The organism is Klebsiella sp. 18074 (assembly GCF_902705905.1).
Taxonomy (GTDB): domain Bacteria; phylum Pseudomonadota; class Gammaproteobacteria; order Enterobacterales; family Enterobacteriaceae; genus Klebsiella; species Klebsiella terrigena.
Map to the genome: position 1 here is coordinate 1 of NZ_CACSIS010000019.1, position 16,002 is coordinate 16,002.

The 16,002-nt window shown below is 56.4% G+C and carries 14 protein-coding genes; 6 read left to right on the forward strand and 8 right to left on the reverse strand.

Annotation, left to right across the window (positions count from 1 at the left end; translation table 11 throughout):
- Window positions 1-431: 431 nt before the first annotated feature.
- Together GVK32_RS18390 and mdtD are read left to right on the forward strand one after the other, a co-directional pair.
- Complete coding sequence (locus tag GVK32_RS18390) at window positions 432-1,133, forward strand: FadR/GntR family transcriptional regulator (RefSeq protein WP_132512435.1); 702 nt, start codon at window positions 432-434, stop codon at window positions 1,131-1,133.
- A 10-nt stretch (window positions 1,134-1,143) separates the two neighbouring features.
- Complete coding sequence (gene mdtD, locus GVK32_RS18395; RefSeq protein ID WP_159871499.1) at window positions 1,144-2,541, forward strand: multidrug transporter subunit MdtD; 1,398 nt, start codon at window positions 1,144-1,146, stop codon at window positions 2,539-2,541.
- Here mdtD and rbsR read toward each other — a convergent pair.
- From rbsR to kup, 7 genes are all read right to left on the reverse strand, one after another.
- A complete protein-coding gene (gene rbsR / locus GVK32_RS18400) occupies window positions 2,538-3,521 on the reverse strand; it encodes a ribose operon transcriptional repressor RbsR (RefSeq protein ID WP_200842907.1) in 984 nt (327 codons plus the stop codon). The two genes, mdtD and rbsR, sit on opposite strands and share 4 nt — an antisense overlap.
- Window positions 3,522-3,533: 12 nt before the next feature.
- On the reverse strand, window positions 3,534-4,466 hold the full coding sequence (gene rbsK / locus GVK32_RS18405; protein ID WP_200842904.1) for a ribokinase: 933 nt from the start codon (window positions 4,464-4,466) through the stop codon (window positions 3,534-3,536).
- Between the two features lie 99 nt (window positions 4,467-4,565).
- Window positions 4,566-5,456: a ribose ABC transporter substrate-binding protein RbsB gene (rbsB, locus tag GVK32_RS18410; RefSeq protein WP_159871505.1), complete on the reverse strand. Its 891-nt coding sequence runs from the start codon at window positions 5,454-5,456 to the stop codon at window positions 4,566-4,568.
- 27 nt (window positions 5,457-5,483) lie between these two features.
- Window positions 5,484-6,449, reverse strand: a complete 966-nt coding sequence (rbsC, locus tag GVK32_RS18415; protein WP_159871507.1) for a ribose ABC transporter permease — start codon at window positions 6,447-6,449, stop codon at window positions 5,484-5,486.
- A 5-nt stretch (window positions 6,450-6,454) separates the two neighbouring features.
- Window positions 6,455-7,960 (reverse strand): ribose ABC transporter ATP-binding protein RbsA, encoded by a 1,506-nt coding sequence (rbsA, locus tag GVK32_RS18420; RefSeq protein WP_159871509.1) that lies wholly within the window; start codon window positions 7,958-7,960, stop codon window positions 6,455-6,457.
- 10 nt (window positions 7,961-7,970) lie between these two features.
- Window positions 7,971-8,390, reverse strand: coding sequence for a D-ribose pyranase (gene rbsD, locus GVK32_RS18425; protein WP_159871511.1), 420 nt, complete (start codon window positions 8,388-8,390; stop codon window positions 7,971-7,973).
- 185 nt (window positions 8,391-8,575) lie between these two features.
- Window positions 8,576-10,444, reverse strand: a complete 1,869-nt coding sequence (kup, locus tag GVK32_RS18430; protein ID WP_159871513.1) for a low affinity potassium transporter Kup — start codon at window positions 10,442-10,444, stop codon at window positions 8,576-8,578.
- A 338-nt stretch (window positions 10,445-10,782) separates the two neighbouring features.
- Between kup and ravA the strand changes: the two genes are divergently transcribed.
- Window positions 10,783-12,282 carry an ATPase RavA gene (ravA, locus tag GVK32_RS18435; RefSeq protein ID WP_159871515.1) on the forward strand — a complete coding sequence of 500 codons (1,500 nt, stop codon included), beginning with the start codon at window positions 10,783-10,785 and terminating at the stop codon, window positions 12,280-12,282.
- The gene (gene viaA, locus GVK32_RS18440; RefSeq protein ID WP_159871517.1) at window positions 12,279-13,727 is read left to right on the forward strand and encodes an ATPase RavA stimulator ViaA; all 1,449 of its coding nucleotides are present in this window, start codon (window positions 12,279-12,281) and stop codon (window positions 13,725-13,727) included. Before ravA ends, viaA begins: the two co-directional genes overlap by 4 nt.
- Window positions 13,728-13,735: 8 nt before the next feature.
- Here viaA and asnA read toward each other — a convergent pair whose 3' ends face one another.
- The gene (asnA, locus tag GVK32_RS18445) at window positions 13,736-14,728 is read right to left on the reverse strand and encodes an aspartate--ammonia ligase (RefSeq protein ID WP_159871519.1); all 993 of its coding nucleotides are present in this window, start codon (window positions 14,726-14,728) and stop codon (window positions 13,736-13,738) included.
- 151 nt (window positions 14,729-14,879) lie between these two features.
- Between asnA and asnC the strand changes: the two genes are divergently transcribed.
- Both asnC and mioC read left to right on the forward strand, forming a co-directional pair.
- A complete protein-coding gene (gene asnC / locus GVK32_RS18450) occupies window positions 14,880-15,338 on the forward strand; it encodes a transcriptional regulator AsnC (protein ID WP_045853727.1) in 459 nt (152 codons plus the stop codon).
- Between the two features lie 91 nt (window positions 15,339-15,429).
- The gene (gene mioC, locus GVK32_RS18455; RefSeq protein WP_159871521.1) at window positions 15,430-15,870 is read left to right on the forward strand and encodes an FMN-binding protein MioC; all 441 of its coding nucleotides are present in this window, start codon (window positions 15,430-15,432) and stop codon (window positions 15,868-15,870) included.
- Window positions 15,871-16,002 lie beyond the last annotated feature (132 nt).

Below are 16,002 nucleotides of genomic sequence, written 5' to 3' on the forward strand. Positions count from 1 at the left end.
CAGAGACTTGGTATTCATTTTTCGTCCGAGGACGTTAAGAATCCATGTCACTTTGAGTGCCCACACAGATTGTCTGATAAATTGTTAAAGAGCAGTGCAACGCGGCTTTCGCTCACCGTTGCGAGGTCCCGTATAATACGTTTTCCTCATTCAGAGTCAAGCGTTTAATTTTGCTTTTTCTCTGTCGGCGTTCATCGCTGAACCCCGCTAACCCGGCGGCCTGTAAGCCGTTGTTCCGTGTCAGTGGAGGCGCATTATAGGGAGTTCTCCGACGTTGACAAGCCCTGTTTGCAAAAAACTTTTCAACCGCCTCTTTTTTCACCAAAATGCGCCGCAGAGTGGCAAAAAACCGGCGTTTTGCCGTTTTAAACAACGAAACGCTCCGCCTGGTGGCATACTGATAGAGTAGAAAAGAGAAAGGAACGGCATTTATGTCTTTAAGCGCACAGCAACTGGCGGCACAGAAGAACATCTCCTGGGTACTGGCGGAGAAACTGGCCCAAAAAATTCTGACCGGCGAATATCAGCCGGAAAGCATTCTCCCCGGCGAAATGGAGCTGGGCGAGCAGTTCGGCGTGAGCCGAACTGCGGTACGAGAGGCGGTCAAGACGCTGACAGCGAAAGGTATGCTCTTGCCGCGCCCGCGCATCGGTACCCGCGTTATGCCACGCAGTAGCTGGAACTTTCTCGACAAGGAGCTGCTCTCCTGGTGGTTAACGGAAGATAACTTCGAAGAGGTGGTGACCCACTTCCTCGTCATGCGCAGCAGCCTCGAGCCGCAGGCCTGCTTTCTGGCTGCCACCCTGGGCTGCGCGGAGCAGAAGGCGCAGCTCAATAGCTTAATGGAAGAGATGGGCGAGCTGAAAAGACGCTTCCAGCGCGAGCGCTGGATTGAAGTCGATATGGCCTGGCATGAGCACATCTATGAAATGAGCGGTAATCCCTTCCTTATCTCTTTCGCCTCGCTATTCCATTCGGTCTATCACACTTACTTCACTTCTATTACTCAGAATGAGGTGGTGAAGCTGGATCTCCATCAGGCAATTGTTGACGCGATTCTGAGCAGCGACGGTCCGCGAGCGCTCAGCGCCTGCCAGGCCCTGCTGAGCGCACCAAACCATTCAGGTAAATAAAGGGTTCCGCATGACCGAGAAGAAAGGGCGTAGTATGGCAGGACTGCCGTGGATTGCGGCGATGGCCTTTTTTATGCAGGCTCTGGACGCCACCATTCTGAATACCGCCCTTCCGGCAATAGCCCATAGCCTCAACCGTTCGCCGCTGGCAATGCAGTCCGCGATCATCAGCTATACGCTAACGGTAGCGATGCTTATTCCGGTCAGCGGGTGGCTGGCCGACCGCTTCGGTACGCGGAAAGTGTTTATTATTGCCGTTGGCCTGTTTACGCTCGGCTCCCTCGCCTGTGCGCTTTCCGGCTCCCTGATGGAGCTGGTCATCTTTCGCGTCATTCAGGGGGTTGGCGGCGCGATGATGATGCCGGTCGCGCGGCTGGCATTATTGCGGGCCTATCCGCGCAGCGAGCTGCTGCCGGTGCTGAACTTCGTGACGATGCCGGGGCTTGTCGGTCCGATTCTTGGACCCGTTCTCGGCGGCGTGCTGGTGACCTGGGCCAGCTGGCACTGGATTTTCCTGATCAATATTCCCATTGGCATTATTGGCATCCTTTATGCGCGTAAATGCATGCCGGACTTCACTACGCCACGCCGACGTTTCGATGCCCGCGGATTTTTGCTCTTTGGGCTGAGCCTGGTGCTGTTCTCCAGCGGTATCGAGCTGTTTGGCGAGAAAATCGTCGCCAGCTGGATCGCGCTGACGGTTATCGCCCTTAGCGTTCTTTTACTGCTGGCCTATATTCGCCATGCCCGCCGCCATCCAACCCCACTGATCTCGCTTTCTTTATTCAAGACCCGAACCTTTTCCGTCGGGATCGCCGGTAATCTGGCAACGCGTCTTGGTACGGGCTGCGTGCCGTTCCTGATGCCGCTGATGCTGCAGGTCGGTTTTGGCTATTCGGCAATCATCGCCGGCTGCATGATTGCGCCGACCGCCGTCGGCTCTATTATCGCGAAATCTACCGTTACGCAGATCCTGCGCTGGCTCGGCTACCGGAAAACGCTGGTAGGGGTAACGATATTTATCGGCCTGATGATCGCCCAGTTCTCGTTCCAGTCGCCCGCGATGCCCGTCTGGATGCTACTGCTGCCGCTCTTCGTTCTGGGGATGGCGATGTCCACTCAGTTCACCTCAATGAACACCATTACGCTTGCCGACCTCACCGATGATAACGCCAGCGGCGGCAACAGCCTGCTGGCGGTCACGCAGCAGCTATCAATCAGTCTCGGGGTGGCGATTAGCGCGGCGGTACTGCGCTTTTATGAAGGCTTTGACAACTCCAGTACCGTGGAGCAGTTCCACAATACCTTTATTACGATGGGCGCGATCACCGTCGTGTCCGCGCTGGTGTTTATGCTGTTGAAGGCGAAGGATGGCCGTAACCTGATAAAGGAACGGCACAAACGCTAGGCTGAACCGCGAACGATAAGCTCAGGCGTGAGCTGCACGCGCTGCTGCTGCTGTCCGGGATCGGCCATCCGGTGAATCAGCACATCAATCGCCAGCTCACCCAACTCATCCTTTGGCTGATGGATAGTCGTCAGCGGCGGCGTCATATAGCGGGCCAGCTCAATATCGTCATAGCCCACCAGCGCCATATCCTGCGGAATACGTAGCCCGGCCTGATAAAGCGACTGATATGCCCCAAATGCCATGGCGTCGTTGCCGACAAATACCGCCTGCGGGCGTTCCGATAAGGTCAGCAGCTCCTGCATCGCGCTGAATCCACCGCCAAATTCAAAGTCGCTGGTAATCACATATCCCTCAGCCACTTCCAGCCCGGCGCGGGACATCGCGGCGTGATAGCCCTCCAGGCGCAGCCGCGACGGCGTTTTATCCAGCGGACCGGCAATACAGGCAATCCGGGTATGACCCTGGTCTATCAGGTACTGGGTCGCCATATCGCCCCCCAGCAGCGAGTTATCCTGAATCAGATCGCTGTGGCCATCAAACGGCGCCCAGTCCATCATCACCGTGGGCACCGAAGGATAGCGCTGCATTATTTCTGGCGAAGGCTGATGCGTTTCGGTACAGAGCAGCAGTAAACCATCGACGCGCTTTTGCATCAGCGTTTCGAGATTACTGTTCATGCGCTGCTCGTCGCCTTCCGTATTGCATAGCACCAGGCTATAGCCGCGTTCAAAACAGCTACGCTCTACGCCGCGCACCAGCTCAGAATAAAACGGGTTGGTACTGGCGGTGATCAGCATACCGATGGTGCGGGTTTGATTGAGCTTGAGGCTACGCGCCAGCGCGGACGGCGCGTAGTTAAGATTTTTGATCGCCGCGTCCACTTTGGCGGTAATCGCCTCGCTGACGAAACGATCTTTATTAATGACGTGGGAAACCGTCGAGGTGGAAACGCCCGCCACGCGGGCCACATCCTTCATGGTAGCCAAGCGTTACCCCTGTTGACGTAAAAATTCGTCGATTTCTTTTCGCCATGGCACTGAAGGCTGCGCGCCTTTGCGGGTAACGGCAATGGCGGCGGCGGCATGGGCAAAGCGGATGGCCTCTGCCAGCGCAGTCCCTTCCAGTAATGCGGTGACCAGGGCGCCGTTAAAGGTATCACCCGCGGCAATGGTATCGATGGCCTGAACCTTAAAGCCCGGGACCCGGCGACCTTCGCCATCGTGGCTCACCCAGACGCCGCGGCTACCCAGCGTAATAATAACGGTACCGATACCTTTATGATGAAGCACGCTAGCCGCTTTGGCGGCATCGTCATCGTTTTCGACGCGAATACCGGTCAGCTTCTCCGCTTCCGTTTCGTTAGGGGTGATGATATCCACCAGCGCCAGCAGCTCATCCGACAGCTCGCGCGCCGGGGCCGGATTCAGCACCACGCTTGTTTGATGCTGATGGGCGATTTTGGCCGCCGCCAGCACGCTCTCCAGCGGCGACTCCAGCTGCATCAGCAGCGCATCGGCGTCGGCAATCCGCGCCTTCTCTGCCTCAACCTGAGCGACAGAAAGAGCGGCATTGGCGCCGGCATGAATGCCGATGACATTCTCACCTTCACCGTTAACAAAGATCAGCGCCACGCCGGTTGATTCATCTTTTACCGCGCGAACCGGCGCGATGTCGATGTTATCGCTCGCCAGCTGTCGGCGAACGCGCTCGCCGGTGTCGTCATCGCCGGTACAGGCGATAAACGCAATATTTGCCCCGCTGCGCCCGGCGGCAACGGCCTGGTTGGCCCCTTTACCGCCGAAAGCCACCTGATAGTGGTTACCGGTGACGGTTTCGCCCGGCGTCGGGAAAGATTTAAGGTTAAGAATGTGATCGGCATTGATGCTGCCAAGGACGACAAGTTTGCCTGAGGTTTTCATCATTTGAGTTCCCGGGAAAGCGCGCCACCGGACTCCGGTGGCGCATGCCCTGCTTTTCTTTTTTATGTTGTCCCTCGGACCGTTGCCGGCCCGAATCGCATATTACTGCTTAATGACCAGTTTCAGCTCAACCGGATAGCTGGCATCCACTTTTTCGCCCTTCAGCACTTTATCAGCAGTCTCGACGCCTTTCACGCCGATCTGCTCAGGCAGCTGGGCGATAGTCGCAGCCAGTTTGCCACTATTTACCGCTTTTTCGCCATCCGGAGTGCCGTCAAATCCAACCACCATCACATCGGATTTACCCGCCGTTTGTAAAGCGCGCAGCGCGCCCAGCGCCATTTCGTCGTTCTGAGCAAATACCGCCTGCACGTCCGGATGCGCCGTCAGCAGGTTCTGCATGACGTTCAGGCCCTTGGTACGGTCGAAATCTGCCGGCTGGCTCGCCAGCACGTTAAATTTGTGAGCCGCAACGGCCTGCTTGAAGCCTTCGCCACGCTCGCGCGCCGCGGATGTCCCTGCGATACCCTGCAGCTCAATAACCTTAGCGTTCTCACCCGCTTTCTTCGCAATATAGTCGCCGGCCATTTTGCCGCCGAGCACGTTATCAGAAGCAATATGGCTAACCACGTCGCCTTTCGCCGCCTGACGGTCAAGGGTAATAACCGGGATCTTCGCCTGATTAGCCATCTTCACGGCGTTACCTACCGCATCAGAGTCGGTGGGATTGATCAGCAGGAGCTTCGCGCCGCGTACCGTCAAATCCTGCACGTTGGCCAGCTCTTTCGCCGGGTTATTTTGCGAATCCAGCACCACCAGGTTGTAGCCCAGCTTGTCAGCTTCTTTCTGCGCCCCCTCTTTCAGGGAGACAAAGAACGGGTTGTTAAGGGTCGAGATAACCAGGGCAATGGTATCTTTCGCCATCGCGTTGGCGCTCACGGTCGCGCTTAAAGCAACAACAGATACCAGGGTCGCCAGTTTTTTCATATTCATAGTTAAGATGTCCTGTAGAGTTCTTAGTTACTGCTTTTTGTTATCTACCAGCACCGCCAGCAAAATGACCACCGCTTTAACGATCATCTGGTAATAGGAAGAAACGCCTAATAGGTTCAATCCGTTATTCAGGAAGCCGAGGATCAGTGCCCCAATCAGGGTACCGACGATGCGCCCCTTGCCGCCGGCCAGGCTGGTACCGCCCAGCACCACCGCCGCAATAGCATCCAGCTCATAGCCGGTCCCCGCCGTCGGCTGCGCGGAGGAGAGGCGCGCCACTTCGATAATGCCCGCCAGCGAAGCCAGCAGGCCGCACAGAGAATAGACGATGATTTTAACTTTATTCACGCTGATACCGGACAGGCGCGTGGCCGCTTCGTTGCCACCCAGCGCGTAGATATAGCGGCCCAGGCGGGTGTGGTGCAGCATGTACCAGGCGGCAAGGAAGACGATCGCCATAATCCACACCGGCGTCGGGATCCCCAGCGGACGGCCGATACCAAACCAGCCAAACAGATCGGCATTATCCGTAAACCCGGTATTCACCGGACTGCCGTTGGTGTAGACCATCGTCATGCCGCGCAGCAGCAGCATCATCACCAGCGTGGCAATAAAGGCCTGCACGCGCCCTTTCGCTACAATCACCCCGGTCACAGCACCGATGGCCGCACCCAGCGCCAGCGCTCCGGCAATCGCCACCAGCGCATTAACCTCCAGGCCGACAATCGATGCCGCAACCGCGCCGGTCAGCGCCAGCAGGGAGCCCACCGACAGGTCGATCCCCGAAGTGAGAATAACCAGCGTCATGCCGACCGCCATAATGGCGTTAACCGAAGTCTGCTGCAGGATATTGAACAGGTTATTGACGGTAAAAAAGTTGGGGCTCATGGTCGAGACAATCGCTATCAGCACCAGCAGAGCAATCAGCGATTTTTGCTCCATCAGCCATGCTTTAGTGAAATAGCGGCGACCAGCAGCAGCCTGGGTTGTCATCTTTTTTACTCCTGATTCACACGGTTAAGCTTGCCCACAGCGGCAGCCATCAATACTTCCTGGGTGGCCTGCTCGCGTGTAAATTCACCGCCGAGATGCCCTTCATGCATCACAATGATGCGATCGCTCATGCCTAACACTTCCGGCATCTCCGAAGAGACCAGAATGATGCTCAGACCATCGGCCTTAAACTGGTTAATCAGCTGGTAGATCTCTTTCTTCGCCCCAACGTCAACGCCGCGGGTAGGCTCATCAAGGATCAGGACCTTCGGGCGGGTCATCAGCCCGCGGGCAATGGCCACCTTCTGCTGGTTACCGCCGGAGAGCAGGCCGATCGCCTGCTCCATCGATGGCGTTTTGACATTGAACAGGCGGATAAAATCGCTTACCGCCTGCTGTTCATCTTTATGCTTCAGCCGGCCGCCGGCGTAGCTGAAGTAGCGCAGCGCGGTCAGCGACATATTTTCCTTCACCGACATGCCGAGGACTAAGCCATCGCGCTTGCGGTCTTCGGAGATATAAACGATGCCGTTTGCCAGGCCATCCTGCGGGGAGCGGGCGACCACTTCGCGCCCATCGAGGGTGACGGAACCGCTGCTGCGCGGCAGCGCGCCGTACAGAACCTTCATCAGCTCCGTCCGACCGGCCCCCATCAGCCCGGCGACGCCCAGAATCTCCCCCTGACGCAGAGTAAAGGAGACATTTTCCACGCCCGGCCCGCACAGGTTATCTACCTTGAGACGCACGGCGCACGGCGCTTTATCCAAACGCGGATACTGGTCTTCCAGCTTGCGGCCGACCATCATCTCAATCAGCAGGTCTTCATCCAGGCTCGCCACCTCGCGCTCGGCGATAAACTGCCCGTCGCGAAAGACGGTAACATCGTCGCAAATCTCGAAGATCTCTTTCATGCGGTGGGAGATATAGACGATCCCACGCCCCTGAGATTTCAGCTCGCGGATAACGCGGAACAGGGAGGCCGTTTCGGTGTCGGTCAGGGCATCCGTAGGCTCATCCATAATGATGACCTTCGACTCAAAGCTCAGCACCTTGGCAATTTCAACCATCTGCTGGTCGCCGATCGACAGATCGCCCACCAGCTTTTGGCTGTTAAAACGTAAATTCAGCTTCGCCAGCAGCTTGTCCGCTTCGGCATACATCGTTTTCCAGTCGATTTTGCCAAACCGGTTCACGAACTCACGGCCGAGGAAAATATTTTCCGCGATCGTCAGTTGGGGGATGAGGTTAAGTTCCTGGTGAATAATTCCGATCCCGGCTTCCTGAGAGGATTTCGGTCCGTTGAAGGTGGTCTCTTTTCCTAACCACGTTAAGGAGCCGGCGTCACGGGCGTAGATCCCGGTCAGCACCTTCATCATGGTGGACTTACCGGCACCGTTTTCGCCAACCAGCGCCATCACCCGGCCGGCATAAACGTTGAGCGCGGCGCCGGAGAGCGCTTTGACGCCTGGGAACGCTTTATCGATCCCTTTTAATTGCAATAAGGCTTCCATATCGGCGACCTCAGAACGTCACGCCGGCACAGAGAATGACGTTCGCAAACGGGGAACACTCCCCGCTGCGAATCACCGCCTGACTATCCGCGGTTTGTTTTTTAAACTGCTCATGACTGGTGTAACGAATTTCAATGGTGTTTCCCTGGTATTGCTGCAGCAGCTCAAGGTGAGTGAGCAACGTCGCATGGAGCTGCGGATTATGAGTTTTAATCTCTTCCGCAAGGATCGCCGCTTCAACCTGCATTTCCATCGTTACCACCTCCAGAACCTGCATAAAGGAGGGGACGCCCTGGGTTAACGCCATATCAATACGCGCGCTGCTGCGGGGTACCGGCAACCCGGCATCGCAGACCACCAGCGTATCGGTATGACCCAGGCGGGAGATAACCGAGGAAATATCAGCGTTAAGTACGGTGCCCTTTTTCATTTTTCTCTTCTGCTCCAGTAGCGAAACGTTTCGCTGAAGGAAGTATTGTCAAAATACGCGCAGAAAACCATCGCCAAAAGAGAGAAATGTGATCGCCATCGAAACGTTTCGCAAGCGTGGGGAGAGAAAAGCGAGCGCAGGCAAAAAACAATAAAAAGCCCTTCGCAAGGAAGGGCTTCGGAACATCAAATTTCGACCTGAGTACCCAGTTCAATCACCCGGTTAGGCGGGATCTCAAACTGATCCGGCGCCCGCAGGGCGTTGCGCTGCAGTAAGAGATAGAGCTTGCCGCGCAGCCGCAGATACCACGGCCGTTTGCCGATAATCAGCGATTCATGCGACATGAAGAACGAGGTTTCCATCATCCGACAGCTCAGCCCTTCCAGACCGCAGCGGTGGAAAACTTCTTCCACATTCGGCGTTTCGCGCCAGCCGTAGCTCGCCACCACGCGCCAGAACGACGGTGAGATTTGCTCGATCTGCACCCGGCGAACGTTGTGCACGTAAGGCGCATCTTCGGTCCGCAGCGTCAGCAGGATCACCCGCTCATGCAGCACCTTGTTGTGCTTGAGGTTGTGCAGCAGGGCAAACGGGATAACGTTCAGGGCGCGGGACATATAGACCGCCGTGCCCGGCACGCGGACCGGCGGCGATTTCTCCAGCGAAGAGATCATTGCTTCCAGCGAGTTGCCGTGTTCGTGCATCCGGCGCAGCAGGCGGAAACGCTCGCTCTTCCAGGTGGTCATCACGGTGAACATCACCAGGCCAAGGGTCAGCGGCAGCCAGCCGCCGGAGACGATCTTATCCAGGTTGGCCGAGAACAGCGGCAGGTCGATGCACATAAAGGCGATAAACAGCAGCGCCACGAAGAATTTATTCCAGCGCCAGTTTTGACGCGCCACGGTGGTGAACAGGATCGTGGTCAACACCATGGTGCCCGTTACTGCGATACCGTACGCCGCCGCCAGGTTGGAGGAGTGCTCGAAGCTGATAATCACAATGACCACCGAAACGTACAGCAGCCAGTTGATGAACGGGATATAAATCTGCCCGGATTCCATCTCGGAGGTATGGATGATGCGCATTGGCGACAGATATCCCAGGCGCACCGCCTGGCGGGTCAACGAGAAGACCCCGGAAATAACCGCCTGGGAGGCAATTACCGTCGCCAGAGCGGCGATAATCAGCATCGGGATCAGCGCCCATTCAGGCGCCAGCAGGAAGAACGGGTTTTTGATCGCCTCAGGATGCTTGAGCAGCAGCGCCCCCTGGCCGAAGTAGTTCAGCACCAGAGAAGGCAGCACCACGGAGAACCACGCTAAGCGGATAGGCAATTTGCCGAAGTGGCCCATATCGGCATACAGCGCCTCAACGCCGGTAATGGAGAGCACTACCGCCCCGAGGGCAACAAAAGAGACGGTCTTATATTCGAGGAAGAAGTGCACCGCCCAATAGGGATTGAGCGCCTGCAATACTTCCGGATTCGCAATGATGCTGCGCGCACCAAGCACCGCCAGCAGCAGGAACCAAATCAGCATAATCGGCGCAAACAGCTTGCCTACCATACTGGTGCCGTGCTTCTGGATGGCAAACAGCAGCGTCAGCACAATGATGGATATCGGGACAACCCAGGTATCCAGATTGGGCGCAATAATTTCCAGCCCCTCAATCGCCGACATCACCGAAATCGCCGGGGTGATCACCACCTCGCCATAGAAGAAGCTGCCGCCGATCAGCCCAAGGATAACCAGCACCGACGTCATTCGCGCGGACGTATTGCGTCCCGCCAGAGACATTAGCGTCAGGACCCCCCCCTCTCCGGCGTTGTCCGCCCGCATTACGAAGGTGATATATTTGAGTGATACGGTAAAAATTAACAACCAGAAAATTAGCGACAGAAAGCCAAAAACGGCATCACGTTCAACGCCAAACCCAAACTGACCTGACAGACATTCACGCAGTGTATACAGCGGGCTGGTGCCAATATCGCCGTACACCACGCCGATTGCCGCCAGCGTTACTGCCGGAAGCGATTGCTTATTATCAGAGCTCATAGACTAGTCTTTTCGTTTATACATATCATTTTTCAAGCTGCTTCTGCGCAGGTGGCGTCCAGAAATCCCGGTCACATAGCCGTGCGCCAGGGGATTTAATCCCTTGCTGCCTTGCCGCACCCTGAATGTTTTTGTGTATATAAAACAAATGTGTTCCCGGTCCTCAGGCTCACAAAAAGCGCACAGTATGCACGATTCTTTGCTGAATCGTACCCCTAACAGACACCATATTAACCTGGCTCAAAGAAAATAAATCGAATCTTCAGGCTATTACCACACCTAATCAAACATCTATACTCGACTCAATAACGACACATGAAAAAGCACGCAACTCAATTATGGCTCAATCACATTTACTGGCAGAAAGAATTTCCCGGCTCAGCGCAGCGCTGGAAAAAGGTTTGTTTGAACGCAGTCATGCGATACGGCTCTGTCTGCTTGCCGCGCTCAGCGGCGAGAGCGTGTTTTTGCTCGGTCCGCCGGGCATCGCCAAGAGCCTGATCGCCCGCCGTCTCAAATTCGCCTTCCAGCAGGCTCGCGCCTTTGAATACCTGATGACCCGCTTCTCTACCCCGGAAGAGGTTTTTGGTCCGCTATCAATCCAGGCCCTGAAAGATGAAGGCCGTTACGAGCGCTTAACCGCAGGCTACCTGCCGGAAGCGGAGATCGTTTTCCTCGATGAGATCTGGAAAGCCGGTCCGGCTATCCTTAACACCCTGCTGACCGCCATTAACGAACGCCACTTCCGCAACGGCGCCACCGAAGAGAAAATCCCGATGCGCCTGCTGGTGGCGGCGTCCAATGAACTCCCGGAAGCGGATAGCAGCCTGGAAGCGCTGTATGACCGAATGCTGATCCGCCTGTGGCTCGATAAGGTACAGGATAAAACCAACTTCCGCTCCATGCTGCTCAGCCAGCAGGATGAAAACAGTAATCCGGTGCCGGTTGCCCTGCAGGTCAGTAGCGAAGAGTTTGCGCAGTGGCAGCAGGATATCAGCGGCGTGAAGCTGACGGATAGCGTATTCGAGCTTGTCTATCAGCTGCGCCAGCAGCTGGAGACGCAGCCCAAGGCGCCCTACGTTTCGGACCGCCGCTGGAAAAAGGCCATTCGCCTGCTGCAGGCCAGCGCCTTCTTCAGCGGCCGCGATACCATCGCGCCCATCGACCTGATTCTGCTGAAAGACTGCCTGTGGCACGATATCGAAAGCATGAACCTGATGTCACAGCTGCTGGAAACCCTGATGACCAACCACGCCTGGCAGCAGCAGGCGATGCTGACGCGCCTCGGGGCGATCACCCAAAGGCGTATTCAGATCCAACAGCAGCACAGCGACAAAACCGCGCTGAAGGTTACGCGTCTCGGCGGCATGTTCAGCCGGAAAGCGCACTATGAGCTTCCCGCCGACGTAGAAGGGACAACGCTCCTTCTGCTGCTTCAGCAGCCGCTTAAGCTACACGATATGCAGGTCATCCATATTACGTTTACCCGTGAGGCGCTCTCCCACTGGCTGGAGAAGGGCGGCGAGATCCGCGGGAAACTCAACGGCATTGGTTTTGCCCAGCCGCTAGATATGGACGTCGATACCAGCCAACATCTGGTGGTGCGCGACGTCAGCCTGCAGGGCTCGCGGCTGGCTCTTCCCGGCAGCGAATCGCAGGAAAATATGCCTGCGGAAATTCGCCAGCAGCTGGAAGATCTCGATGACGAATGGCATCAGCAGCACAACCGCTTTAGCGAACAGCAAAAATGTCTGTTTATTCCCGGTGACTGGCTGGGACGTATCGAAGCCAGCCTGCAGGACGTCGGGGCGCAGATCAAACAGGCCCGTCAGCCATGACGCTGGATATGCTGAATGTCATGCTGGCAGTCAGCGAAGAGGGGATGATCGAAGAGATGCTGCTGGCGCTGCTGGCCTCCCCGCAGCTTGCCATTTTCTTTGAGAAATTCCCGCGGCTGAAAAACATTATCGCCGCCGATATCCCGCGCTGGCGTGAAGCCGTCAGAGCCAGGCTAAAAGAGACGCATATCCCGCCAGAGCTCGATGCCGAAGTGCAGAACTATCAGCGATCGCAGCTTCTTTCGACCTCTCAGTTCATCGTTCAACTGCCGCAAATTCTTACGCAGCTGCACAGGCTCGAATCCCCTTTTGCCGCCCAGGCCCAGCAGCTGGCGGATGATAACCCGCACTTTACGCCCGCGTTGCACACCCTGTTCCTGCAGCGCTGGCGCCTGAGCCTGGTGGTGCAGGCCACCACCCTTAATCAGCAGCTGCTGGATGAAGAGCGCGATCGGCTGCTCAACACGATGCAGGAGCGGATGACCCTCAGCGGCCAGCTCGAGCCGGTGCTGGTGGAAAACGATAACTCCGCAGGGCGCCTGTGGGATATGAGCGCAGGCGAGCTGAAGCGCGGCGATTATCAGCTGATCGTTCGCTACGGCGATTTTCTGACGCAGCAGCCGGAGCTGATGCAGCTGGCTGAACAGCTCGGGCGCTCGCGGGAAGCAAAATCGGTCCCCAAAAAGGATGCGCCGATGGAGGCCTTTCGCAGCCTCGTGCGCGAACCGGCAACGGTACCGGAACAGGTTGATGGCCTGCAGCAAAGCGACGATATTCTGCGCCTGCTTCCGCCGGAGCTGGCTACCCTTGGGATCACCGAGCTGGAGTTTGAGTTCTACCGCAAGCTGGTGGAAAAGCAGCTGCTGACCTACCGGCTGCACGGCGACGCGTGGCGGGAAAAAATCACCGAACGACCGGTTACCCGGCAGGATTTTGACGAACAGCCGCGCGGGCCATTTATCGTCTGCGTCGATACCTCAGGCTCAATGGGCGGTTTTAACGAACAGTGCGCCAAGGCGTTTTGCCTGGCATTGATGCGGGTCGCGCTGGCGGACAACCGGCGCTGCTTTATCATGCTGTTTTCCAGCGAAGTGGTGCATTACGAGCTCACCGGCCCGCAGGGGCTGGAGCAGGCGATTCGTTTCCTCAGCCAGCGTTTTCGCGGCGGTACCGATCTGGCCAGCTGTTTTCGGGCCATTATTGAGCGCATGCAAAACCCGCAGTGGGTGGATGCCGATGCGGTGGTGATTTCTGATTTTATCGCCCAGCGCCTGCCGGATGAGGTGATCAATAAGGTGGGGGAACTTCAGCGCAGGCACCAGCATCGCTTTCACGCGGTGGCGATGTCGGTGCATGGCAAACCCGGGATCATGCGCATCTTCGATCATATCTGGCGCTTTGATACCGGGCTGCGTAGCCGCCTGCTGAGGCGCTGGCGGCGTTAAGGTGCGGACTAAAGCAGGGCAGCGACGCTTTCACGGACCTGTGCAGGCCATACGCCGCACTGAACCTGTCCGATGTGGTCGAGCTGCAGCAGCAGCATCGTCAAGCGCGACTGACCGATACCGCCGCCGATGGTCTGCGGCATTTCGCCGCGCAGCAGCGCCTGGTGCCACTCCAGCTTCAGGCGATCTTCATCACCGGTGATCGCCAGCTGACGCTTCAGGGCCTCGGCATCGACGCGGATCCCCATAGAAGAAAGCTCGAAGGCATCTTCCAGAACCGGGTTCCACACCAGAATATCGCCGTTCAGGCCGGCAAAGCCTTCGGCAACCTCGGTGCTCCAGTCATCATAATCCGGCGCACGCACGTCGTGGCGCTGGCCATCGGTCAGCTTGCCGCCAATCCCGATAAGAAATACGGCGCCCAGCTCTTTGGCGATCGCCCGCTCGCGCCCTTTAGCGTCGAGATCCGGGTAGCGGCTCAGCAGATCCTGGCTATGAACAAACTGGATCCGTTCCGGCAGGAACGGCGTCAGGCTAAACTCTTTGCTGACGGCCGCTTCGGTCGCTTTGATTCCGGCATAGATGGCTTCTACGGTGGATTTCAGCGTCCCGTCGTGGCGTTCATCATCGCCCATCACGCGCTCCCAGTCCCACTGGTCAACGTAAACGGAGTGGATAGCGGTCAGACGGTCTTCATCGGGGCGAAGGGCCTTCATGTGCGTGTACAGCCCTTCGCCCGCGCTGAAGTCGTGTTGTCCCAGCGTTTGACGCTTCCATTTAGCCAGTGAGTGAACGACTTCAAACTGGGCATCCGGCAGCGTTTTCACTTTTACCTGAACCGCCTTCTCGCAGCCAGACAGGTTGTCCTGAGTCCCGTCCCCTACGCGGCTTAAAATGGGAGCCTGGACTTCGATCAGGCCCAGTTTGTCTTCCAGCTGGCGGGAAAAGTGAGACTTAACGAAGCTGATCTGGCGTTGTTTTGCGATATATGCGGTTTTCATTTTTATGACTCCTGCGTCCTGTTGCTATTGATTAAGCAACAAACCAGGGCATCAATTCAATAATCAAGCAACAAAAAGGCCAATACACTTTTGATTCATTAAAATATATGGCTAATATAGAAAGAATCATCAAACATCATAAGAAAAACCAATGGAAAATTATCAGATCGACAATCTGGACCGCGGCATCCTTGAAGCGTTAATGGCCAATGCGCGCACCGCCTACGCCGAACTGGCCAAACAGTTTGGCGTCAGCCCGGGGACTATTCACGTGCGCGTGGAGAAGATGAAGCAGGCGGGCATTATTACCGGCGCACGGATCGACGTGAATCCGAAGCAGCTCGGCTACGACGTGTGCTGCTTTATCGGCATTATCCTGAAAAGCGCTAAAGACTACCCTTCGGCGCTGGCCCGGCTCGAGAGCCTGGATGAGGTGACCGAGGCCTACTACACCACCGGCCACTACAGCATCTTTATTAAGGTGATGTGCCGCTCGATCGACGCCCTTCAGCAGGTACTTATCAACAAGATCCAAACAATAGATGAAATTCAGTCCACCGAGACGCTGATCTCCCTGCAAAACCCGATTATGCGCACCATCCGCCCGTGATCGGGCTTTTTTAATCCCACATTTTCCACAGGTAGATCCCAGCTCACACACAGCGTACAATGTGCCACACTGAATAAATGAGCGGACGATCATGGCAGACATTACTCTTATCAGCGGCAGCACCTTAGGCAGTGCGGAATATGTAGCAGAGCATCTGGCGGAAAAGCTGGAAGAAGCGGGCTACAGCAGCGAAATCCAGCACGGCCCACTGATTGAAGATCTGCCGACGGACGGGATCTGGCTGGTTATCTCCTCAACGCACGGTGCCGGCGATATTCCTGACAACTTGCTGCCTTTCTATGAAGCGCTGCAGGAGCAGAAGGCGGACCTTTCAGACGTACGCTTTGGCTCAGTCGGGATCGGTAGCCGTGAATATGACACCTTCTGCGGTGCAATCGACAAGATTGACGATGCCTTAAAGGCATGCGGAGCGAAACAGATCGGCGAAACGCTGAAGATTAACGTCCTCGATCATGAGATTCCGGAAGATCCGGCCGAGATTTGGCTGGGATCCTGGAAAAATTTGATCTGATTTTTGTAAAGATCGCCCGATCATCTGTGGATAACTATGCTTAAAACCACTGATCAACCGGTAGTTATCCAAAGCATAAGCGTTGACTGCTTTTTGAGCTGTGCATAACCCTTCATTTTGATCCCAGCTTAT